Origin of the sequence: [Zimmermannella] bifida NBRC 103089 (assembly GCF_001570925.1) — a bacterium.
GTDB classification, from domain to species: domain Bacteria; phylum Actinomycetota; class Actinomycetes; order Actinomycetales; family Microbacteriaceae; genus Gulosibacter; species Gulosibacter bifidus.
Genome location: NZ_BCSP01000004.1, coordinates 161,522 through 181,771, shown reverse-complemented (window position 1 = coordinate 181,771; position 20,250 = coordinate 161,522). Strand labels below are relative to the sequence as shown.

The 20,250-nt window shown below is 60.4% G+C and carries 18 protein-coding genes and 1 pseudogene; 9 read left to right on the top strand and 10 right to left on the bottom strand.

What is annotated here, in order from left to right:
* Positions 1 to 63: 63 nt before the first annotated feature.
* On the bottom strand, positions 64 to 1,515 hold the full coding sequence (locus ZBI01S_RS05380) for a maltokinase N-terminal cap-like domain-containing protein (protein WP_066057460.1): 1,452 nt from the start codon (positions 1,513 to 1,515) through the stop codon (positions 64 to 66).
* A 132-nt stretch (positions 1,516 to 1,647) separates the two neighbouring features.
* Between ZBI01S_RS05380 and ZBI01S_RS05375 the strand changes: the two genes are divergently transcribed.
* Positions 1,648 to 2,175, top strand: a complete 528-nt coding sequence (locus tag ZBI01S_RS05375; RefSeq protein ID WP_066057457.1) for an 8-oxo-dGTP diphosphatase — start codon at positions 1,648 to 1,650, stop codon at positions 2,173 to 2,175.
* Between the two features lie 38 nt (positions 2,176 to 2,213).
* Here the strand turns inward: ZBI01S_RS05375 and ZBI01S_RS05370 are convergent, their stop codons facing one another.
* Both ZBI01S_RS05370 and ZBI01S_RS05365 read right to left on the bottom strand, forming a co-directional pair.
* Positions 2,214 to 3,278 carry a class I SAM-dependent methyltransferase gene (locus ZBI01S_RS05370; protein ID WP_159421412.1) on the bottom strand — a complete coding sequence of 355 codons (1,065 nt, stop codon included), beginning with the start codon at positions 3,276 to 3,278 and terminating at the stop codon, positions 2,214 to 2,216.
* Positions 3,279 to 3,461: 183 nt separating this feature from the next.
* Positions 3,462 to 4,838 carry a VaFE repeat-containing surface-anchored protein gene (locus tag ZBI01S_RS05365; protein ID WP_066057451.1) on the bottom strand — a complete coding sequence of 459 codons (1,377 nt, stop codon included), beginning with the start codon at positions 4,836 to 4,838 and terminating at the stop codon, positions 3,462 to 3,464.
* Positions 4,839 to 5,191: 353 nt separating this feature from the next.
* Between ZBI01S_RS05365 and ZBI01S_RS05360 the strand changes: the two genes are divergently transcribed.
* From ZBI01S_RS05360 to ZBI01S_RS05345, 4 genes are all read left to right on the top strand, one after another.
* On the top strand, positions 5,192 to 6,421 hold the full coding sequence (locus tag ZBI01S_RS05360; protein WP_066057448.1) for an NAD-dependent epimerase/dehydratase family protein: 1,230 nt from the start codon (positions 5,192 to 5,194) through the stop codon (positions 6,419 to 6,421).
* Positions 6,422 to 6,468: 47 nt separating this feature from the next.
* Entirely contained in the window at positions 6,469 to 7,710 is a 1,242-nt protein-coding gene (locus ZBI01S_RS05355) for a glycosyltransferase family 4 protein (protein WP_066057444.1), read from the top strand.
* Positions 7,711 to 7,899: 189 nt separating this feature from the next.
* Entirely contained in the window at positions 7,900 to 8,319 is a 420-nt protein-coding gene (locus ZBI01S_RS05350; protein WP_066057441.1) for a hypothetical protein, read from the top strand.
* 264 nt (positions 8,320 to 8,583) lie between these two features.
* A complete protein-coding gene (locus ZBI01S_RS05345) occupies positions 8,584 to 8,922 on the top strand; it encodes a hypothetical protein (RefSeq protein WP_159421411.1) in 339 nt (112 codons plus the stop codon).
* A 160-nt stretch (positions 8,923 to 9,082) separates the two neighbouring features.
* On the opposite strand, the gene serA is transcribed toward ZBI01S_RS05345, so the two are convergent.
* The 5 genes and pseudogenes from serA to ZBI01S_RS05320 form a co-directional block, all read right to left on the bottom strand.
* Positions 9,083 to 10,282, bottom strand: a complete 1,200-nt coding sequence (gene serA, locus ZBI01S_RS05340) for a phosphoglycerate dehydrogenase (RefSeq protein ID WP_066057434.1) — start codon at positions 10,280 to 10,282, stop codon at positions 9,083 to 9,085.
* 268 nt (positions 10,283 to 10,550) lie between these two features.
* Complete coding sequence (locus ZBI01S_RS05335; protein ID WP_159421410.1) at positions 10,551 to 12,275, bottom strand: Ig-like domain-containing protein; 1,725 nt, start codon at positions 12,273 to 12,275, stop codon at positions 10,551 to 10,553.
* A gap of 179 nt (positions 12,276 to 12,454) precedes the next feature.
* Positions 12,455 to 12,721, bottom strand: a pseudogene (locus ZBI01S_RS05330) (pyridoxamine 5'-phosphate oxidase family protein); the annotation flags it as partial.
* Positions 12,722 to 12,808: 87 nt separating this feature from the next.
* Positions 12,809 to 14,020 (bottom strand): sensor histidine kinase, encoded by a 1,212-nt coding sequence (locus tag ZBI01S_RS05325; protein WP_083524528.1) that lies wholly within the window; start codon positions 14,018 to 14,020, stop codon positions 12,809 to 12,811.
* Positions 14,013 to 14,684 carry a response regulator transcription factor gene (locus ZBI01S_RS05320; protein ID WP_066057423.1) on the bottom strand — a complete coding sequence of 224 codons (672 nt, stop codon included), beginning with the start codon at positions 14,682 to 14,684 and terminating at the stop codon, positions 14,013 to 14,015. The genes ZBI01S_RS05325 and ZBI01S_RS05320 overlap by 8 nt, the downstream gene beginning before the upstream one ends.
* A gap of 207 nt (positions 14,685 to 14,891) precedes the next feature.
* On the opposite strand from ZBI01S_RS05320, the gene ZBI01S_RS05315 reads away from it, so the two are divergent.
* From ZBI01S_RS05315 to ZBI01S_RS05300, 4 genes are read left to right on the top strand one after another with little or no spacing between them, the layout of a single operon-like run.
* The gene (locus tag ZBI01S_RS05315) at positions 14,892 to 15,392 is read left to right on the top strand and encodes a hypothetical protein (RefSeq protein ID WP_159421409.1); all 501 of its coding nucleotides are present in this window, start codon (positions 14,892 to 14,894) and stop codon (positions 15,390 to 15,392) included.
* A gap of 9 nt (positions 15,393 to 15,401) precedes the next feature.
* Positions 15,402 to 16,457 carry a peptidoglycan-binding protein gene (locus ZBI01S_RS05310; protein ID WP_066057418.1) on the top strand — a complete coding sequence of 352 codons (1,056 nt, stop codon included), beginning with the start codon at positions 15,402 to 15,404 and terminating at the stop codon, positions 16,455 to 16,457.
* Entirely contained in the window at positions 16,454 to 17,143 is a 690-nt protein-coding gene (locus tag ZBI01S_RS05305) for an ABC transporter ATP-binding protein (protein ID WP_306301613.1), read from the top strand. Before ZBI01S_RS05310 ends, ZBI01S_RS05305 begins: the two co-directional genes overlap by 4 nt.
* Positions 17,140 to 18,357 (top strand): ABC transporter permease, encoded by a 1,218-nt coding sequence (locus tag ZBI01S_RS05300; RefSeq protein ID WP_245610541.1) that lies wholly within the window; start codon positions 17,140 to 17,142, stop codon positions 18,355 to 18,357. Before ZBI01S_RS05305 ends, ZBI01S_RS05300 begins: the two co-directional genes overlap by 4 nt.
* Before the next feature lie 154 nt (positions 18,358 to 18,511).
* Here ZBI01S_RS05300 and ZBI01S_RS05295 read toward each other — a convergent pair whose 3' ends face one another.
* Positions 18,512 to 18,949: a pyridoxamine 5'-phosphate oxidase family protein gene (locus ZBI01S_RS05295; RefSeq protein ID WP_222822370.1), complete on the bottom strand. Its 438-nt coding sequence runs from the start codon at positions 18,947 to 18,949 to the stop codon at positions 18,512 to 18,514.
* 67 nt (positions 18,950 to 19,016) lie between these two features.
* Entirely contained in the window at positions 19,017 to 20,234 is a 1,218-nt protein-coding gene (locus tag ZBI01S_RS05290) for an ATP-binding protein (RefSeq protein WP_066057407.1), read from the bottom strand.
* Between the last annotated feature and the right edge of the window lie 16 nt (positions 20,235 to 20,250).

Sequence of the window (20,250 nt, the reverse complement as noted above, 5' to 3'; positions counted from 1 at the left end):
GGGGCGGGATGCGGGGCGGGATGCGGGGTGCCGGGCGGGGCGGGCAGGATGCGGGGGCGGCGCCTACCGCGAACGCTCGACGGAAGCGGCAGCGTGCGCCGCATCCGGCGCCGAAAGCCGCTGCACGGCCATCACCGGAATCGGCAGCCACTCGGGCCGGTGCTGCGCCTCATACAGCGTCTCGTACACGGCCTTGTCGAGCTCATACGCCCGCAATAGCGCCGCGAGATCGTCGCGTCCAACGGCCTCGACCACATCCTGGGCCGCAAGATTGCTCAGGTACCCGGCGAGGAACGCATCCCGCGCCGCATCCGCCCATTCACGGCCGACTTCGCGCCCGGCACGCACCGAAAGCGCGCCCGATACGTAGTCGAATGAGCGCAGCATGCCGGCGAGGTCGCGCTGCGGCAGATCGGGCAGGTTGCGCTCGTCGAGCGACCGCAATGGTTCCCCCTCAAAGTCGAGCAGCACCCAGCCGCGGTCGGGCACCGCGAGCACCTGTCCCAGGTGGTAGTCACCGTGAATCCGCTGCATTCGCGGCCACTGCACGGTGCCGGCATGGGCGTACACCTCGGTGACGTCGTCGCGCATCGCTTCGAGTTCGGGTACGGCTTCAACGGCCAGGTCAAAGCGGCGGTGCATCTGCGCAACGGCAGTTTCGATTTCGTCGCTGCTCGCATCCACCGTTGGCATCACGCGCGCGAGGGTGGCGTGCACCTCGGCGGTGGCCTCGCCCAGCAGGCGTGCGAGCTCGCCGAAGTCTTCGCCACTTTCGGCGCAGCGCAGCGCCACGCGCCACGCGTCCTGCACACCGCTAAAGAATTCCTGTGCGAACACGAAGTGTCCCGAAACCTGCCCGCGTTCGGGGTCCTGCCACACGCCGGTTACCTGCCCGAAGGTGGGCGGTACACGCAGCGATCCGGATGCAGCCAGTGCGGTTTGCAGCGTAACGTCGGGGTTGTCACCGGGGTGAATGGCGCGGAATACCTTGACGATCAGCGGCACGGCCGGGTCGCCGTTTTCATGCTGCAGTTCACAGATGATCGACGTGTTCGACTGTTCCCCCTGCAGGATGCGTGAGCTCGCGAACTCGGCCACGCGCGCGCCGGGCATTGGCTGACCGTAGACGTCAACGCCGGGGGCACCGGGGGCATCCGCACCAATAATCTGCCCTTCATCGCCGATGAGCGCGATGATGGCGCGGGCAAAGGCTGGATCGTGAGCGCCGTCGACGAGGGCAGCACGGTCGCCGTGCTCGGTGGCAGCGCCGATGTAGCCGCGGGTGTCGAGGTGTGCATCGACGTCTCGGATCACCATGGGCACTTGGTACGTGGGAGTTTCGGGGCGCGCGGCGTCGCGCACGAGGGCGACGGTGATGAGGCGCACGCTGGTGTCATCGTCGGGTGCGGGGAGCTCGTAGCTGCCGACGAGTTCGAGCTGTTGTGGCGTTTGATCGCCCGCGAACCACCGTTGCTGCGGCAACCACTGCGCGAGCAGCGACATGACGTTCGACATTTGTGGGGCTCCTTCCGCGCGACCTTCGCTCGTAAAGAATATGCGCCGCTGGCTTGGCTGCACGTGTACGTGGGCACCGAGTTGTTGGTGCGGATGCAGTCAGATGCGCGGCCTGCGGGCTAGTGTTGGTTCATGGCGCTCAAACAGGTTTGTGTGACGTATTTGCTTCGCGATGGTGCGGAGGGTACTGAGGTGCTGCTTGGCCGCAAGAAATATGGCCTCGGCGCGGGCAAGCTGGTGGGCTTGGGCGGCAAGCTGCATGCGGGCGAGCATCCGCGGATGGCGGCGGTGCGCGAGATCGAAGAAGAGTCGGGCGTGTTTGTGGCACCTGGCGAGTTGCGTCATGCGGGGTTGCTCACGTACTTGTTCCCGACTCGTATTGAGTGGTCGCAGGAGTCGTGGGTGTATCTGTGCCGCGATTGGGTTGGCGAGCCCGAGGAGTCCGTGGAACTGATTCCGGAGTGGTTCCTCGTTGATGAGTTGCCGCTGTCACAGATGTGGTCGGATGCGCAGTATTGGCTTCCGGGGGCACTGCAGGGTTCGTTCGTGCGCAAGAGCTTTATTTTTGGTGGCGATCTCGAGACTGCGGTCGCCAGCGACGATCCAGACGTAGGTCTACCGCCGATGCCGCCTGCCGGTTCGCTCGATTCGCCGAGCTAGCATCACCGCCGCCGCACCGCAGCAATCCCCCCGCTGCACTAGCGCCGCGAGAGCGTCACCGTGAACTTGTCATTCCGCGCGAGCTGCGTGGTTTCGCCAATGTAGTGCTCGAGGTACTTGCGGTGGCGCAGGTGTGAGTTGAACACGGTGATGCAAATACCGCCGGGCCGCAGCATCCGCCCGGCTGCCGCAAACATGGCGTTTGACATGCCGTTGTCGACGTCGCGGCCTTCGTGGAATGGTGGGTTGCACAGCACGAGGTCAACGCTGTCCCGGTCGATGCCCCGTCCTGCGTCAGCGCGAAGCACTCGCAGGTTTGTAAGGCCATTAGCGTTTGCGGTGGCGGTGGCCGAGGCGCAAGCCGACCAGGAGCGGTCGGTCGCGATCACGTCGGCATCGGGGTAGCTCTGGGCGAGTACGGCAGCGAGAATCCCGCTGCCGCAACCGAGGTCAACGGCACATTCGGGTGCCCTCGGGAGGTCGGGGTGTTGTAGGCGGCCACCCGGCAGTGCGCCGAGGGTTTCAAGCAGGGCACGGGTGCCGATGTCGAGGGTATTCGCGGCGAAGGTGCCACCGTGGGCGCAGACGGTCAGGCCGAGTTCGGGATGCGTGTTGGCCACCGGGTAGGGAACGCTGCTGCCCTGCCTGGGCGCGCTGGCGACAAGCACCCGCGATTTACGAGCGCCGCGTGAGGCGCGAACGCTCTCGAAGTAGCGGCCAAGCACGTCGTTCATGGCGCGCACGAGGTGCTTTTCCCGCCCACCGAGCATGAGGATGCAGTCGGATGCGGCACCGGCGGCGACGGTGGCGGCGATCTCGTCGAGTTCGGCGAGTGATTTGGGCAGATAGCCGACGACGAGGGAGGTCGCTGGAGTGACGAGTTCAGGTAGGTCGACGACGATGCCCGTCATGTTCGTGTCGAAGCCGGTATCGCAGGTGGTGCGTGGGCTTTCGCTTGCCAGCGTTGCCATTGCGCTGGTGAGGTGGCCGTCAGCGGCATCCACTACTGCGGCGCGGCTAATGGGTGCGTCGGTATCGGCGATTTCCCGCAGAATCACGTCGATGACGGGTTCGGGATGCGCGTGGTCGGATTGGTCGCTCATGGTTCGAGCTTCGCACACCCGCGCCTCGCGGTCGTATCGAACGGCCGCCATGCTGCGCCATGACGGCCTACTCACCCGCTAGGTCACCAGGAAACCGCAATCGGACCCGACCACTATGGCCGGGTCCGATTGCTCAGCGGTGGGATGCCGTCAGCACCGGAATGCTGACATTACCCGTCGGAATTAGGCGTTGCGGCGACGAAGTACGAGCGCGCTACCACCGGCCAGCGCAACCAGCGCTATCGCGACAATACCAAGCACGTTCTCCGCACCGGTTTCAGCAAGGCCGCCGCCCTGACCACCCGAGGCCGGGGTGGTTGCCGGGGCACTCTGCGCCGGAGTGGTTTCTACCGGAACAGTCTCGGTCGGAGTCGACGGAGCCGGAGCCGGCGGGGTCGACTCGGCCGGGGATGACGGAGTCGGGGTTGGGGTCGGGGTCGGGGTCGGGGTCGGGGTCGGGGTCGGAGCGCTCTCCACCTTGACGGTCTGCCCCTTGTCATTGATGTCTTTGTGCTCCGCGATAGCCTTGCCGTTCGCGTCGTACAGGGTCTCGAATACCACGAGGGTCTTGCCCTCGTAGCCTTCAGGAACGGTGAACTCTACCTCGACGGTACCGGTTGCCGTGGTCGGGGTGAAGGTCGCCTTGGCGGTGATGCCGGTGGCCTCAGCCTGGCCGTTGTTGTTCACCATGAGCTCACCCTCAACGGTGTATTCCTTGCCGGGGGTCAGGCCCTCGTGCTTAACAACATCCTTGATGGTGCCACCGGTGGTGGCGAGCTGCTGGTCGCCGTCAGCCTTGTCCGAGGCGGTGGTACCGATCTTGATGATTTCTTCACCGGTTTCAGGGCTGATGAACTTAGCGGTGATCAGGTTCTGGTACTGGTTCGGGTCGGCACCCTGAGCGATCGTGAAGATGGCGAGGGTTTCCTTGGTCTTGTCAGCCGTGGCCAGCTCAACCGGGGACTGTGCCTGCTTGGTCAGGATCTCGTACGCGGGCTTAATCGTGGCCGGCACCTCGTAGGTGCTCAGCGTGTCGGTGTAGTACCAGATCGCGAGCTGGGTCGCGGCGCGGAACTGCGCATCGGTGAGGCCGAGCTTCTGCTGGAGACCGGCGGTGTTAACCGGGTAGCCGTTCTTGAGCACGTCGAGCACACCCTGCTCGGCGTCAACCGACGTGATCGGGTTGTCGGCGTAGTTCGCCAGCGGCTCGCCGTAGGTCTTCTGGTAGCGCACGCCGCCGAGACGGTCGGTTTCACGGATGTTCGGGAAGCCGCGCTTGAAGTTGAAGCAGTAGACCACTTCGGCGTCAGCGGGCAGGTACTGGCCGTTCTGGTTAATGTCGCTGGTTTCCGGGAAAACCACCATCGGAGCCATCGAGCGCGTCGAGGTGGCCGAGGGGTACGGGTCTTCCATGGCGGTTTCACGGTCGATGATGGCCTTGTACAGGGTCTGATCCGTCTGTGCCTGGGCCCCTTGAATGTTCGGGAAGAACAGGACACCAACGGTCATGGCGAGAGCCATTACGGCCGCAACCGCAAGCTTCATGATCGTTTTGTTCATGGGTTAGTGCTCCAATTAGCGCTGAGTAGTTGCTAGCTGTTGTGCGAAATGCAGCACCCGCGTACACCTGCGAACCCGACGAAATCTAGACTCCCAGAGGGTCACATTATATAAAGGTGCATACATTCCTCATGCAGCCTAAATGACGAGCCCATAACAGAACACGAAAGTACAACTATCGAACGAATCCAGATATAACTTTCAGCGAGTGCCTCGGCGTGTCGGTATTCGAGGGTTATCATGCCCACGCGAGCGGCCGCGGTCATCTCCCGTTAACTCGGGGCCTTAGCATGGATGGAATGCGCGCCCGCGAAACCAGGCGCATCCACCGACAAACTCAACTGGAGACCCACGTGAAGATCGCAATCCTCGGAGGCGACGGCTTCTGCGGCTGGCCCACCTCGCTGCACCTTTCGAACCTCGGCCACGACGTTGTCATTGTCGACAACCTCTCACGCCGCCGAATCGACGAAGAACTTGGCGCGAACTCACTCACCCCCATCCAGTCGATCGAGGACCGCATCGCCGCCTGGCACGAAGTCAGCGGTAAGACCGTCGAATTCAAGAACATCGACGTCGCCCAGGACTACGACGCCCTGCTCAGCCTCATTGTTGACGACCAGGTCGACGCCATCGTGCACTTCGCCGAACAGCGTGCCGCCCCCTACTCGATGAAGTCGCCCAAGAACAAGCGGTACACCGTTGACAACAACGTCAACGCCACCAACAACGTACTCACCGCCATCGTCGAATCTGGCCGCAACGTGCACCTCGTACACCTGGGCACCATGGGCGTCTACGGCTACGGCACCGCCGGCATGAAGATTCCCGAAGGCTACCTCGATATCGAAGTCGTCGCCGACGAAGACAAGAATGGCAACCCCGCCGAACCGCACCGCGTTCAGCAGCAGATCCTCTACCCAACCAACCCGGGCTCGGTCTACCACCTCACCAAGGTGCTCGACCAGAACATGTTCGCGTACTTCGCGAAGAACGACCAGCTGCGCATCACCGACCTGCACCAGGGCATCGTTTGGGGCACGAACACTCGCGAAACCGCGATGGATGAGCGCTTGGTCAACCGCTTCGACTACGACGGCGACTACGGCACCGTACTCAACCGTTTCCTCATGCAGGCGGCAGTCGGCTACCCGCTCACCGTGCACGGAACCGGCGGCCAGACCCGCGCATTCATCCACATTCAGGACACCGTGCGCTGCATCGAAATCGCGCTCAATAACCCGCCAACACGCGGCGACCGCGTCATGATCTTCAACCAGATGACCGAAACGCACCGAGTGCGCGACCTCGCGGCACTCATTGCCAAGATCGCCGACGCCAAGGTCGAAAACGTGCCAAACCCGCGCAACGAAGCGGCCGAAAACGAGCTGCACGTGCGTAACGACACCTTCCTCGACCTCGGCCTCAACCCGACCAAGCTCGCCGAAGGCCTGCTGCTGGAAGTCACCGACATCGCCCGCAAGTACGCCGACCGCGCCGACCGTTCGAAGATCCCAGCCACGTCGCTGTGGACATCGAACCAGCAGGCCGGCGTGCCCGCATCGGTCGCAGGCAACAAGTAGTACCACCGGACGTAACCACGTCGTCACGCAGATTCGAGGTCATTCGCATGCGCATCGCCATGTTTACCGAGGTGTTTCTGCCAAAAATTGACGGCGTGGTTACCCGCGTGCTGCGCACTATCGAAGAACTCACCGCACTCGGCCACGAAGTACTGGTGTTTGCCCCGGGCAACCCACCCAGCCACTACTGCGGGCAGCGCGTGGTGCGGGTGAACTCGGTACCGATGAAGCCCTGGTACCCCGAGCTACAGGTTGGCCTCGCGACCCCAAAGATCGCGCGCGAAATGGAACAGTTCGCGCCGCACGTCGTGCACCTGGTGAATCCGGTCGTGCTCGCCGCATACGGCGCACTCTCGGCCTCGCGCCGCGACCTGCCAATGCTCGCGAGCTTCCACACCGACACCCCCCAATATGCCGATGCCCTCGGGCTCGCATCCATTCGCAAAGCCGGTACCGAGTACCTGCGCCGCATTCACAACCTCGCCGAAGTAAACCTCTGTACCTCACCACAAATGGTGGAACGTGCCGAACACCTCGGCTTTGAACGCGTCGACCTCTGGCCCAAGGCGATCGACACCGGCAACTACCGGCCCGATCGCGCTGATGACCCAATGCGCGCCCGGCTCACTGACGGCAACCCCGGCGACAAGCTGATGATCTACATCGGCCGCATGTCGAAAGAAAAGAACCTGCGCGCCCTGCTGCCGGCGATCCGCGCCCTGCAAGACCGTGGCGTGCGCCTCGCAATGGTGGGTTCGGGTCCAGACCGCGCCGAACTCGAACGCGAATTCGCCGACACCAACACCATCTTTACCGGCTATATGTCGGGCGACGCCCTCGCGGCCGCGTTCGCATCGGCAGACGTATTCGCGTTCCCCTCCACCACCGAAACGCTCGGCTTTGTAGCGCTCGAATCCATGGCCTCGGGTGTGCCAGTCGTAGGCGCGCGAGCCGGCGGCATCCCATTCGCCGTATCCGAAGGACGCTCTGGGCTGCTGTTCAACCCAGCATCCTTGGACGACTTCATCGCCCAGCTAGAACGCCTGCTTTTTGACGACGAATTGCGGATGCGGATGGGCGCAGCCGGTCGCGAAGAAGCGCTCGAGAGTTCGTGGCGGTCGGCGACCGAACGCCTGGTCGAGTGCTACGAACTCGCGATTGACCGGCACTGGCGCCGCGCCAACAACCTGCATTCGTATTCGCTGCCAATGCGCCTCTTTGGCCGCCCGCTCCCCCGCCCGCGCGACCTGCCACCGGCCCTGACCCACTGGAATGACTACCGCGCGTAAATCAAATGTCCCGCACTGCCGACTAGTCACGGCATGCCAGGTGTGAAACAACCACCTACAGATGTATGTTCATTCATCACGTGGTTTGGATTTTCCATTAATCGGGAACAAACGTTACTTCCCGTTACATCAAACCCTTACCGTGTACCCAGGACCATCGATCCGCACTCAATTTTTGGAGCCCAGATTATGAAGACTCTCCGCAAGCTTGCCGTTATCCCAGCACTCGCTGCAACGCTGACCCTCGCCGCCTGCGCTGGTGGCGGCCGCCCTTCGGCTAGCGACCTTCAGGACGCAATGAAGTCCGGCCTCGAGAAGCAGGGCATGACGACCATGCTCAGCGAAGACCTCGTCAACAAGATGACCGACTGCATGGCTACCAAGTTGCACGAATCGGACATCTCGGACGAGTCCCTCTCGAAGATGGTTGAAGCTGCCAAGAACGGCGAAGACCAGGTCGAGTACAAGGACGAGGCCGAGAAGAAGAAGACCGAAGACATCATCACCGACGTCAGCAAGCAGTGCGGTGACGACCTGCAGGACCAGATCATGGAAGAAATGGGCGGCGGAGCTGGCGGCGCTGGCGAAATCGCTCCTCCTTCGAACTAACGCATAGCGCGCAGCCTAATTCACGGGTACGCTATCCACGTTGCCGGGTCGTCGACTGAACGACCCGGCAACGTTCGCGTTTCCCGCGAACTGCCGCACCGCATCCGCCGAGCACCCCCAGCCCGCAAATATCGGCCGCACTCATTAACACTCGCAGGAGCATTCAACAATCAGACACCAGAATGTCACTTGCATTTGAATGCTTGAAATAGGCTGTATGCAAGCGACACGGTCGCCGGCGTTTACCGGATTTTGGAAGGACTCATGATGCGGTTCCGTCTGTATGCACTCGTGCCCGCAATTACCGGGCTGCTCGCACTCACCTCCTGCGCGTTCGCCCCCGATGAAGTACTGCGCGATGTCGCGCTCGACACCCTGCAGCAGGAACTCCACAACTTTGGCGTTTCGGTTGACGTCACCCGCGAACAGGCCAGCTGCTTGCTCGGCGAACTCGAACGCAGCGGCATTTCGATCGACCAGGTACCGCAGATCGTCGCGGATGCCGCGGGCGGTCACCCCGAGACCATCGAGAAGATCGAGCAAGTCATCACCAACTCGACCGCGACCTGCGGCGTGGACGTGGACAACGCAGCCGGTAACTAGCCGCATCCCACCGCCGAACCGCCACGCGGTGGTCGTGCCAAACCGGGACCGCATCCCTGCGAAGTCCAACACAGCAAACCAAGCCAACCAATACAGGCCAACCAAAAACGGGGCCTCACCAACTGGCGAGTGCCCCGTTTTCGTGTGAAGCTGCGGTGTACTAGGCGTTCAGTACCGTCAGGCGCGTCGTTGCCTCAAGGCCACGGATCTGCTCGAGCGCAGCCTCGGGAACACCATTGCTGCAGTCGGTAACCACGTAGCCGTAGCCACCGCGGGTCGAGAGCTGCTGGCTGTCGATGTTGACACCGTGCTCGCCGAGCACCGAGTTGACGGTCGCCATGACGCCCGGAACGTTTCGGTGTAGGTGCAGCAGACGCGAACCCTGGGTGAAGCGTTCAAGGCTAACTTCGGGCAGGTTGACCGACATGTAGGTCGAACCAGTCTGCACGTAGTCACGGAACTTGCCGGCAACGAAGCGACCGATGTCCTCCTGCGCCTCGGCGGTCGAACCACCGATATGCGGGGTCAGAATCACGTTTGGGATGCCCTGCAGCGGCGACACGAATTCGTCGCCCTGCTTCTTCGGCTCCTTGGGGTACACGTCAAGACCGGCACCGGCAATATGGCCCGAGAGCAGGTTGTCACGCAGCGCATCGATGTCAACAACGTGGCCGCGCGAAAGGTTGAGGAACAGCGAACGTGGGCGCATCTGCGCGAACGTGTCGGCGTTGAAAAGGTTGGTGTTCTCGGGGCGACCGTCAACGTGGATCGAAACGGTTTCGACCTTGCTGAGCAACTCTTCGAGCGAGTTGCAGCGAGTGGCGTTACCAAGTGCGAGGCGGTCGACGACGTCGTAGAAATAAACGTGCATACCGAGCGATTCGGCAAGCACCGAAAGCTGCGAACCGATGTTGCCGTAGCCGACGATTCCGAGCGTGCGGCCGCGAACCTCGTGCGAGCCCTTCGCGGTCTTGCTCCAAACACCCTTGTGCATATTGGCGCTGTGGTCGCCGATGTGGCGAGCCAGGTTGATGATCTCACCGATAGCGAGCTCAACGACCGAGCGCGTGTTCGAGTACGGCGCATTGAACGCGACGACCGAATGCTCTGCGGCAGCGTCAAGGTCGATCTGGTTCGTACCGATGCTGAACGCACCAATTGCGAGCAGGTCGGGGCACGACTCGATGACACGGCGGGTGGCCTGCGTCTTCGAGCGGATACCGAGCAGCTGCACGCCCTGGGCGGCGGCGATCAGTTCGTCTTCGTCGAGGGCACCCTTGCGGGTTTCAACCTCGATGCCCTGGCTGGCAAGAAGAAGTTCGGCTTCGGGATGAATGGATTCAAGGAGCAGCGCTTTCACCCTTGCCATTGTAGATCGCTCCCGTAACCCCAACAGTCCGGACTGCACATCCAGTGCTGACGACGTTGTTGTTCTGCACAATTGCGGATGCGGTACTCACGAGGGAGTGCAGGTTTCGTCGCCCTCAGTGCAGGTTCCGGCCGCCGCAACCCGATGTCTCGAAAAAATTGTTGCAGCACAGCACCTTCATCGACATATTTGCCTCGAAGGTCTCCTAGGGCAACAAATCTTGCACCGGGATGCGCGTTTCAACTACGCGCGAGGCGCACTAGATTTCGTCGTTGTTGCGCTTGCGACGCAGCGCCAGCAGCGCACCACCTAGGATCAGCACGGCAGCAGCGCCACCAAGCAGCCAGCCATTGACGTTGTTACCGGTTTCGGCAAGTGCTTCAGGAGTGTTTGCGGCATCAAGCACCGGTGGCTGGTCAGACTGGCTGGGCTCGTTCGAAGCGGTCTTGCCCGGTGCTTCGCTCTCGGATGCGGCCGGTGCCGTCGTTTCGGGCGTCGTCGGCGGGACGGTCTCCGGTGCCGTCGTTTCAGGGGTGGTTTCCGGAACCGTCGGCGTCGGCGTAGCTGACGGTGTAGGCGTCACCGGTGGCGTTGCAACGGGAACCTTAGTGGCAGTGTTCTCGATCTGTACCTTCACACGCTGCCCTTCAAGCACGGTGACCTCGGCGCTCTGGCCATCGGCCGAAACCTTCACGCCAGGGAGCTCCGTGAACTTCGGGGTACCCCAGGTTATGCCGGCAACCGCAGGAGGCGTCAGCTCACTCAATGTGATGACCACACCCGTGGTGAGGTCTTCCGAGTCCAGCGAGTTCTTCAGGGGCACGAGCGTGCCATCAGCCTTGATCTGCACCTGTTCGTCGTTGTGCACGACTTCGCCACTGACCGTGCTATCCCACTGCGCGCGGGCGGTGAACACCGTGTCGGCCGGTACCGATTCGGCACCGTCACCGCTCACCAGCTTCTGGATGCCAACGCGACCAAATCCGGTCGGAATGACCTTACCGCCGGCCTCCCAGTGACGTGTCGCGTCGTCGGTCACCTCGGTACCAGCTACAACGGCCGTGTTCGTGTACGGTCCTGGATCGCTGACATCGTCAATCTTGGCTTCGTAGTAGATCCGATACAGCTTGTTGGGATCAAGCGTGTTCGGCTTGATTGTGATCGTGAATTCCGTACCGCCGGCTGACACGTCTTCGGTGTACGCATCTGTTGGCAGTTCCGTGTACGTCTCTGGACTCTTCGTGACTTCTTCGACCATGACCACACCGTTATAGGTCTGGCCCGACCCGAGGGAGTCCGTGATCTTCAGCTCGGTGGTCGTGTCAACAGTGCCTTCAGGAATCCAAACCATCCAGCGGATCGCGTCTTGCGAACCCAAGGCAAACCAGCCCCACTTTTCGATTTCACTTGGAAACTCAGTTTGTTCGCCAATAATGCCGCCGCCACCGGGAATTTCAACAGCTTCAGTCTCGCCGGTTACCCGACCAAATTCGACGGTGGTGGTATCGGTCACCTCGTCAGCCTGCACATAAAAGAACACCTTGCCCTCGAGCTTGCTGAAGTGCTGCTGCGCGAAATCCGTGAAGGTGCAGGTGACCTCGCCAGTGGCGCCATCCGCACCACAACTTGCGGTGACGTTGCCGTCGTCATCGGTCAGGTCCCACGTGGGGTCAAGCAGCTGAAAACCAGCAGGCACCTTGACTCCAAAGGAGTCGCCCGCCTTAACCCGGCCATTCGTGTCAAACCCAAACTCGACCTTCAGCACGTCGTACTGCACCGTGGTCTCACCCTGGCCCCGCGACTCGTTCGTGAGCGTAATTGAACCGGGCACGATGATGTCGAGCTGAGCAGCATCGGCCGACTTCGGTCCGACCAGGACACCAGCCAGGGCGAGCACGACCGCGAGAATCATCGCGGCAGCAGTGGTCAGCCAAGAACGCGACTTGGTGATGGGCAGCGAATCTGCGAGCGATGGTCGCAACAATGACTCCAATACGTTGGAAGGTTTCCAGCGACTGCACCAACCGACTCACGCGCAGGTAGCCAGTGCCATAATCAGTGCATCCACACTAAACACGGTCGTCTGCAAGAACGATCACCAAAATGCTTGCGCTACTGCGATTGAGTCGCAACTAGCGGCAAGCGGATGCGGATCCGGATGCGCTACGCGATCGTCTCGGGGTCTGCTTCGGGCTCGGGGCCGAGTGCAAAGCGACGAGCAGTGATGCGTTCAATGTCGATAGCCACAAAGACGCGCTTAATACTCGGTACCAGCGGGCGCAGGTCGAGCTGTTCGGCACGCTCGATTTCGTCATCGCGGTCAAGGATGCGGGCGGCACCGGTTACGAGCACGCTCCAGGCTTCGGTTTCGGACACGTAGTCGGTCTGCAGGAAGACTTCGTCGGCGGTGACCGCAGCGGCAAGCTTGGTGCCGGGAGCGGTTCATCGTAGTTTCACCGTAAAACGCACACTACGGAGTTTGTCTAACTGATCAGCTCGCGTCGAGGCATTGCACAGTCAAGATTTCACCGCATCCGGATGCGCTGACAGCTGCTCTGGGCATGCTGGCAATATCACTGTTACGCACAGTCCGCCATCTTCATTCGCAGCAATGTCAAGTTTGCCGCAAGCTCGATCAACGATGGCAGAAACGATCGATAGTCCGAGCCCCCGGTTGCCACGACCTGTGCGTCCCGCTTTCGTTTCAAACGGTTCCAACAGCCGACCCAATTCGCTCGAATCCACGATCTCTCCAGAGTTGCGAACCATTACGACTGCAATGGGCGGCGTATCCCCTGCTCGATCCATTGTGGTGGACACCGTGAGATCACCGCCATCAACATTGTGTTGAATCGCGTTTTGCACGAGGTTCTGCACGAGCTGGCGAAACAACTGTTCGTCCCCGTACGCCGTTGATTGTGCGAGTTGTGTCGTTACGGTGAGACCACGCCGCTCGATTTCTGCCTCGAAATCTTGCAGCACACTACGAACTGTTTGGCTCAAATCGCATTCAGTTTGCGAAACTTTCCCGGCTTCGAGTTCGGCAAGATCAAGCAACGCCTCAACCGTTCGCGTGCTGCGGGCATTGACTTCTTTCAACTTGAGCAAGACATCACGGTCAACCATGTCTGGCTTCATGAGTGCCACTTCGAGGATCGTGCGAGTAGTTGCTAACGGGGTGCGAAGTTCGTGCGAAGCGTTTGCCGTAAATCGTCGCTGAGCGACAGTAAACCGCTCGAGGTTGTCGAGCATCTGGTCAAATGTTTGCGCAAGCTCTGTGATTTCGTCCTTGGGACCCTGATATCCGATTCGGTGATCAAACCGTCCGTCGGCAGCAAGTCGCGCAGCATTATTAACCGCCGCAAGTGGTTTCAGCATCCGCCCGGCTAACAGCCAAGCGGCTACTGAACTCAGCACGACCAACACGAGCAGCGCGATGAGCGAAACCTGTAACAAGAGCGTGAGGAAATCGCCCTCAGTCTTGACGGAAATCGCGAAATCTTCGGGGAAATTCTCCGGGTCATCAACGGCAATGACGAGCGGTCCGTGTTCAGAACTGCCTGTTGGCGAAGCAAATCCGTAATCCGGAACATAGCCGATGAACAGCGCCATCAGCGCCAGCAGCACCCCGCCGCAGAGAATCATGAGCAGTGCATACGAGAATGCGAGCTGTGTGCGAGCGGTGAAACGACGGCGTTTCCAACGCTTGGTCCGCTGTGGCCTACTCATCCACAGTCCGGTCAATTCTGTACCCAACGCCAGGTTCCGTACGAATAACCCATGGCTCACCGAGCTTGCGGCGAAGCGAGCTAATCGTCACCTTCACCGATTGCGTGAACGGGTTGGCGTTTTCATCCCAGGCTTCTTCTAACAGCGTTTCCGCGCTAATGACGCGACCTGGATCGCGCATCAGCGATTCCAACACCGCAAACTCCTTACGACTTAGACGGATGAAACGCCCGTCACGAGTAACCTCGTGCCGGAAAGGGTCAAGCGTCACCCCGGCCGCCTCGTAGTTGGTGGGACGAGCCGTGAATTGACGTCTGCCAAGTGCTCGGACTCTTGCCAAAAGTTCTGCAAATTCAAACGGCTTAGCTAGATAGTCATCTGCTCCAAGCCGGAATCCTTCAACTTTTTCTTCGGTGCGACGTGCTGCCGTCACCATGAGAATTGCCGGACGCTCGGCTCGGAGGTTCAGCCTCCGGCACACCTCATCACCGTGAATCCCGGGGATATCCCGATCAAGCAGCACCACCTCGTAATCGTTGACGTCGATGCTGTTCAGCGCGTCCACACCATTAGTGACGATATCGGCCGCGATGGAATGTAACGAAAGTCCATCTTGAATGGCTTCTGCCAAGTACGGCTCGTCTTCAACTATCAGAACGCGCATGACTCCTCCTAAGCAAAAGGTCAGCACATGATAATTGCACGGCTCCTCGCTGATTACTGGCCTGGACCAGTGTTGCACGCAGCCGGTAAAAGAAACGTAAGCAAATTTCTTTACCCTTTCGCAACCGCTTCACCTGTCAACTGGATTTGTCCCGGTCACGCAGCCGCAGCTGTGCTGACTCAGTTTCAAGAACATCAGGAGACTTCCATGTTGAATTCACGAGCTGCTCGATTCGCTACGGCCCTACTACTGGGCGGCGGCGCCCTGCTGTCGTTGGCTGGTTGTGCAACAAACGAACAGCCTGAGCTTAAGAAGGATCACGCATCGAGCGTCGAACAGTGGCAGCACGACTTTGACCGCTGCCTGCGAGACGAAGGCATCGAGCCCGAAAATGCCGGGATTCCAGTGAATCCTGATGGCTCGCCTGTTGAAGCGAATGCCGACAGCGCCGCACTCGATGCAGCACTGCAGACCTGCACTGAGAAAGTTGGCCCGGCACCCCAGGGAGCAGGCGTGGCAACTGACGAACAACTCAATGAACAGCTGCTGACGTTTGCGAAATGCATGCGTGAAGCTGGCTACGACGTCGCTGACCCAAACCCGAACGCTGGCGGAATCACCGTGCAACAGAATGGTGGCCCCGATGCTGATCCTGCAGATGTCAAGCGATGCAGCGAGGAAGCAGGCTTAGAAAACCAGGGCGAGTAGGTTCCATCGATGCAGAAGAAACGCATTGTCGCTATTACCGGCGGACTGCTCGTTGCTATCGCGATCGGGGTAACCGGAATATCACTCGCCAACGGTGCCGCCGCGCCACAAGCTGCTCAGACTGTGGCACCTTCGACCGAAACCGCGACGGTAACGAAAACAGATCTCGTAGAACGGGTAGAAGCCAAGGGCACCCTCAATCATGGCAAGACCATGACCTACGGGACGCAGCTAAGCGGCACCATTACGGCATTAGCTCCCATCGACACCAACCTTGCGCCCGGTACCGAGATGCTGCGCGTGGACGAACGGCCAGTCTTTGCCATGCGCGGTGAAGTCCCTGCCTGGCGAAGTTTTGAAGAGGGTATGACGAACGGCAAAGACGTCATGCAGCTCGAGCAGAATCTGAACGCACTCGGATATTTTTCCGACGAACCAGACGAACACTACGGCTGGGCAACTGCCTCCGCTGTCGCCCAGTGGAACAAAGACCATGGATTTGGCTGGAATACCACGCTTGAGCTGGGTCGCGTCGTGTTCATCCCAACAGATGTCCGCGTTAGCGCACACAAGGCCAAGGTCGGGGATGCCGCAAGCACGTCCGTGCTTGACGTCACGGGTACTGCCAAGGCAGTTACGGCCGAAGTTCAGCCGAGCATGCGGTCGCTGTTGCAGGTTGGCGCCAAAGCCGACATCACGCTACCCGATGGGAGCAGCATCAAGGGTGTCGTAGAAGCCGTCGACCCTCCGGTCGAAAAAGAAGACAAGTCTGGCCAAAAAACGGTCAAAGTGCCAGTACGGTTGTCACTTGTTGACCCGGCATCCGCCGATGCGTACACCGATGTGACCGTCAGTGTCGTCGCTACTCGGACCATCGCCAAGGATGTACTGGTTGTTCCGGTACAGGCCCTGCTTGCGGAACCTGGTGGCAAACACGCCGTTGAAGTCGTCAACAACAACGTGTCAAAACGCGTTCCGGTAGAAATCGGTGCGTTTGGTGACTCGATGGTTGAAATCAAGGGCGGCAACGTTCACGCAGGCGACAAGGTGGTAGTCGGCGAATGATGACGCAATCACCACTACTGACACTTGAAAGCGTGTCACGAACCTACGGCTCGCCGCCAACAACGGCCCTCAACGACGTCAGTTTCACCGTGAATTCCGGCGAGATGGTGGCGATCACCGGCCCCAGCGGCTCCGGCAAGTCGACGCTGCTCAACTTGATCGGTGCGCTCGACCGCGCAAGCAGCGGCGAAATCACCATCGCCGGTTACCAACTGTCCGAAGCCCGTGATGCTGACCTGTCGGCGCTACGAGCGCACCTCATCGGATTTGTGTTCCAGCAATATCACCTGGAAGAGTCACAAACCGCCGTCGACAACGTCGCCACGGGACTCCTCTACACCGGCATGCCCCTCAAGAATCGACGGGAACATGCTCGTGCAGCGCTGAGCCGTGTAGGACTCAGCGACAGACTTAACCACACACCTCGGCAGCTTTCGGGCGGACAGCGACAACGCGTCGCCATCGCCAGGGCAGTTGTCGGCGACCCGCCACTATTGCTTGCTGACGAGCCAACTGGTGCACTCGACACGCGCTCCGGTGAGCAGGTTCTCGAAATCCTCCGAGACCTCAATTCCACGGGAACCACCGTGCTCGTCATCACCCACGACCGTGACGTTGCTGCTGGGTTTCCCAGACAAATCAGTATCCGCGACGGCGTAATTGAACGCGATAGCCAACGCGCATGACACAACCAACCAATATGACAGCAGATATTTCTGTATCCCCTTCTCGGCTGCGCCGAAAGGATCTCCTGCGACTGGGCTGGCAAGGGATCCACGCGCATCCGCTGCGTGCCACGCTTTCTGCATTGGGAATCGCCATCGGAATCGCCGCAATGGTCGCAGTCATCGGCATCTCACTATCGAGTCAAGCAAGGGTCCAGGAGCGGCTAGCGTCACTCGGCACCAACCTACTTACCGTCTCCGCAGGAAAGTCATTCAACAACGAAGATGCCGTGCTGCCAGCCGACGCTGCTGAACGCCTCAAACGCATCGAGGGAGTTGAACAAGTTGGTTGGGTAGGCAACATGCCCAACGTGGCGGCGTATCGCAACCAATATATTGAGCCAAGTGCCACCAACGGTCTGACCGTCGCAGCAACGGATACCGGCCTACTTTCGGCAACCTCAACCGAACTGCAAAGCGGAAGCTGGTTCAATGACTCCACCAAGCAGTTTCCAACCACGGTGCTTGGCGCAACCGCGGCACAACGCCTGGGCATCGTTAGTCCTGGTGGGTTGATTACGATCGGCGGCCAGAACCATACCGTGCTCGGCATCCTCAAGCCTTCGGCGCTCGCCCCCCAACTTGACACCTCGGTCTTAGTAGGAAGCACGCACGCGGAAGCGCACCTCGGATTTACCTCGTCCCCCACGACCCTGTTTGAGCGGTCTACGGATTCCACAGTGGAGTCCGTTCGACAGCTCATCCCGGCAACGATCAATCCGAAATCCCCAAACGAGGTAAGTGTTAGCCGTCCTTCCGACACCCTCGCCGCACAACACGCAATCGACACCGCGTTTACCGGCCTGCTCGTAGGAATGGGCTCGATCGCCCTGCTGGTTGGTGGCGTTGGTGTCGCGAACACCATGGTCATCACGGTGCTCGAACGTCGACGTGAGATTGGCCTACGACGAGCGCTCGGCGCAACTCGTGCCCATGTCCGCATGCAGTTCCTAGTCGAGGCGATACTGCTGGCGACCTACGGTGGCGTAGCTGGAGTTGTGCTTGGCGTAACCACAACCGCTCTGGTCTCATTGGCCAACGGATGGCCGCTCGTGACACCCCCGCTCATTTCTGCACTTGCGTTAATTTCAACCATCGCGATCGGCGCGATCTCCGGCATGCTTCCGGCTATGAAAGCGGCGAAAGTTGCACCGACCGAAGCACTCGCAGCCTAACGGCAAGAACCTCACCGTTGGATACGCGCAGCAGCTCCATCTATGCGATGGAGCTGCTGCGCATTTCCTACGAACCTCATCGCGCACGTGCGTTAAACCACGGTGCGCTTGCGAGCCAGCAAGATCTCACCAAGAACAATCGCGTCAGCGGTGCTTAGGCGATCGTCTCAGGTTCTGCTTCGGGCTCGGGACCGAGTTCAAAACGACGCGCGCTAATGCTCTCGATATCGATCGCTACGAACACGCGCTTGACGCTCGGTACCAGCGGGCGCAGGTCGAGTTGTTCGGCACGCTCGATTTCGTCATCGCGGTCAAGGATGCGGGCGGCACCGGTAACGATCACACTCCACGCTTCGGTTTCGGACACGTAGTCGGTCTGCAGAAACACCTCGTCAGCGGCCACTGCGGCGGCAAGCTTCGTGCCGGGAGCGGTGCGGAAGATCAGCAGGTCACCCTCGATGGCGTAGTTGATCGGGAAGATCTCCACATGTTCGCCGATTCGCTCGACGAGTCGCCCCACCGTTTGCGATGCAAGCAGTTGGCGGGCTTCGGCCTCGGTTGGGATCATCATTACATCGTCGTAATCGCTCATGTTGCTATCGTGCCACTGCGGGCTGAACAACACGTGACGTTCGACGGGCACCTGCACGGCGCACCCGCTAGCCTCGCCGCTTGCGGCGAGCGATATTGGGGATTTCCAGCTCGGGCATCGCTCTGAGCATGAAGCGGTCGAAATCAGGAACCGTAAACGCGGCATACCCGTGAGCTGGCGTGTAGAGAAGTCCCATCTCAATCAGCTGTGCTCGTGCAGGGCCAAGCTGACTCGAATCTCGTTGCAACAGCTTGGCAACGTCCGCAGCTTTCTGCGGAGCCGGGCCAAGTTCTGCCATCGCCCGCATGTAGGCCGCTTGCAGTGGCGTTGCCCGGTCGAGACGGACTCGAAAAAATGAGCTGTCAAGCTTCTCTTCATAGGCTTCTCGTGCTTCTTCCACGTCCCGGGCAGTAATTGTCGGCCCCTCAGCGATTATCCACGCCTGATACCCGAGCTCTTGAATGAAGTAGGGGTAGCCGCGAGTGAAGTCGACAGCGAGTTCTGCCGCATCCGTTTCAAACTCAACACCCTCGGCGGCGGCTGGATCTCGCAGCGCTCGAATGGCTTCCTCGTACGAGAGTTCACCGATCACCGGAAACTTAAATAGGCGCTCCGCATAGGATTTTGCGTCCCCCGCAAGCTCAGCAATTTGCGGCAGACCAGCACCTACGAAGGTCACCGGAAGCTTCAGTTGCACCGTACGATGAACCGATTGAATTAGCGCCTCGAGCTGGGCAGGTTGCAAGAATTGCACCTCATCGATGAGGATCGCCACTCCACGCTTGCGGGCTTGCGCGGCTTTACCGACGGCAACAAGCGTATCGGTCAAGTCGAGTCCGATGTCTCCGTGGTCGGCAACGCCTTCACTCGGGTCAACACCCCAGGATGCGGTCAACCGCGCATCGTGGTCAATCACCAGTGCGAAAGAACTCAGCGCAGCGGCTGCATCCCTAGCGAACGAGTCCCAGCGCGCGCGGGGCGACAATCGCAACAGCGCACCCTTGAGCTGCGTGAACATCTTGCGACGAAATTCTTCGTCGTCGCCTTTGCTTGCTTCAAAGGACACGACTTCCCAGTTCGCGTCGGTGGCCAAGTGTTCGAACTTGTTCAGCAGGACAGTCTTGCCCACTCCGCGGAGCCCCGTGATGATCATGGACTGCTCGGTACGTCCCCGGGCAAGGCGTGCGAGCAACGTCTCAAACGATTCCAATTGATCGTCACGACCGATTAACACCTCGGGTGCTGCACCCGCATTAGGGGTGTACGGGTTCAGCTTGGGGTCCACGTGCGCCGCCTCAGTT

Bases quoted from the DNA above. Each gene is read 5' to 3' on its own strand.
- ZBI01S_RS05310 (WP_066057418.1), top strand. From the start codon at position 15,402: ATGCAGAAGAAACGCATTGTCGCTATTACCGGCGGACTGCTCGTTGCT.
- ZBI01S_RS05325 (WP_083524528.1), bottom strand. From the start codon at position 14,020: ATGAGTAGGCCACAGCGGACCAAGCGTTGGAAACGCCGTCGTTTCACC.
- ZBI01S_RS05370 (WP_159421412.1), bottom strand. From the start codon at position 3,278: ATGAGCGACCAATCCGACCACGCGCATCCCGAACCCGTCATCGACGTG.
- ZBI01S_RS05305 (WP_306301613.1), top strand. From the start codon at position 16,454: ATGATGACGCAATCACCACTACTGACACTTGAAAGCGTGTCACGAACC.
- ZBI01S_RS05375 (WP_066057457.1), top strand. From the start codon at position 1,648: ATGGCGCTCAAACAGGTTTGTGTGACGTATTTGCTTCGCGATGGTGCG.
- ZBI01S_RS05300 (WP_245610541.1), top strand. From the start codon at position 17,140: ATGACACAACCAACCAATATGACAGCAGATATTTCTGTATCCCCTTCT.
- ZBI01S_RS05365 (WP_066057451.1), bottom strand. From the start codon at position 4,838: ATGAACAAAACGATCATGAAGCTTGCGGTTGCGGCCGTAATGGCTCTC.
- ZBI01S_RS05345 (WP_159421411.1), top strand. From the start codon at position 8,584: ATGATGCGGTTCCGTCTGTATGCACTCGTGCCCGCAATTACCGGGCTG.
- ZBI01S_RS05320 (WP_066057423.1), bottom strand. From the start codon at position 14,684: ATGCGCGTTCTGATAGTTGAAGACGAGCCGTACTTGGCAGAAGCCATT.
- ZBI01S_RS05355 (WP_066057444.1), top strand. From the start codon at position 6,469: ATGCGCATCGCCATGTTTACCGAGGTGTTTCTGCCAAAAATTGACGGC.
- ZBI01S_RS05350 (WP_066057441.1), top strand. From the start codon at position 7,900: ATGAAGACTCTCCGCAAGCTTGCCGTTATCCCAGCACTCGCTGCAACG.
- ZBI01S_RS05380 (WP_066057460.1), bottom strand. From the start codon at position 1,515: ATGTCGAACGTCATGTCGCTGCTCGCGCAGTGGTTGCCGCAGCAACGG.
- ZBI01S_RS05315 (WP_159421409.1), top strand. From the start codon at position 14,892: ATGTTGAATTCACGAGCTGCTCGATTCGCTACGGCCCTACTACTGGGC.
- ZBI01S_RS05295 (WP_222822370.1), bottom strand. From the start codon at position 18,949: ATGAGCGATTACGACGATGTAATGATGATCCCAACCGAGGCCGAAGCC.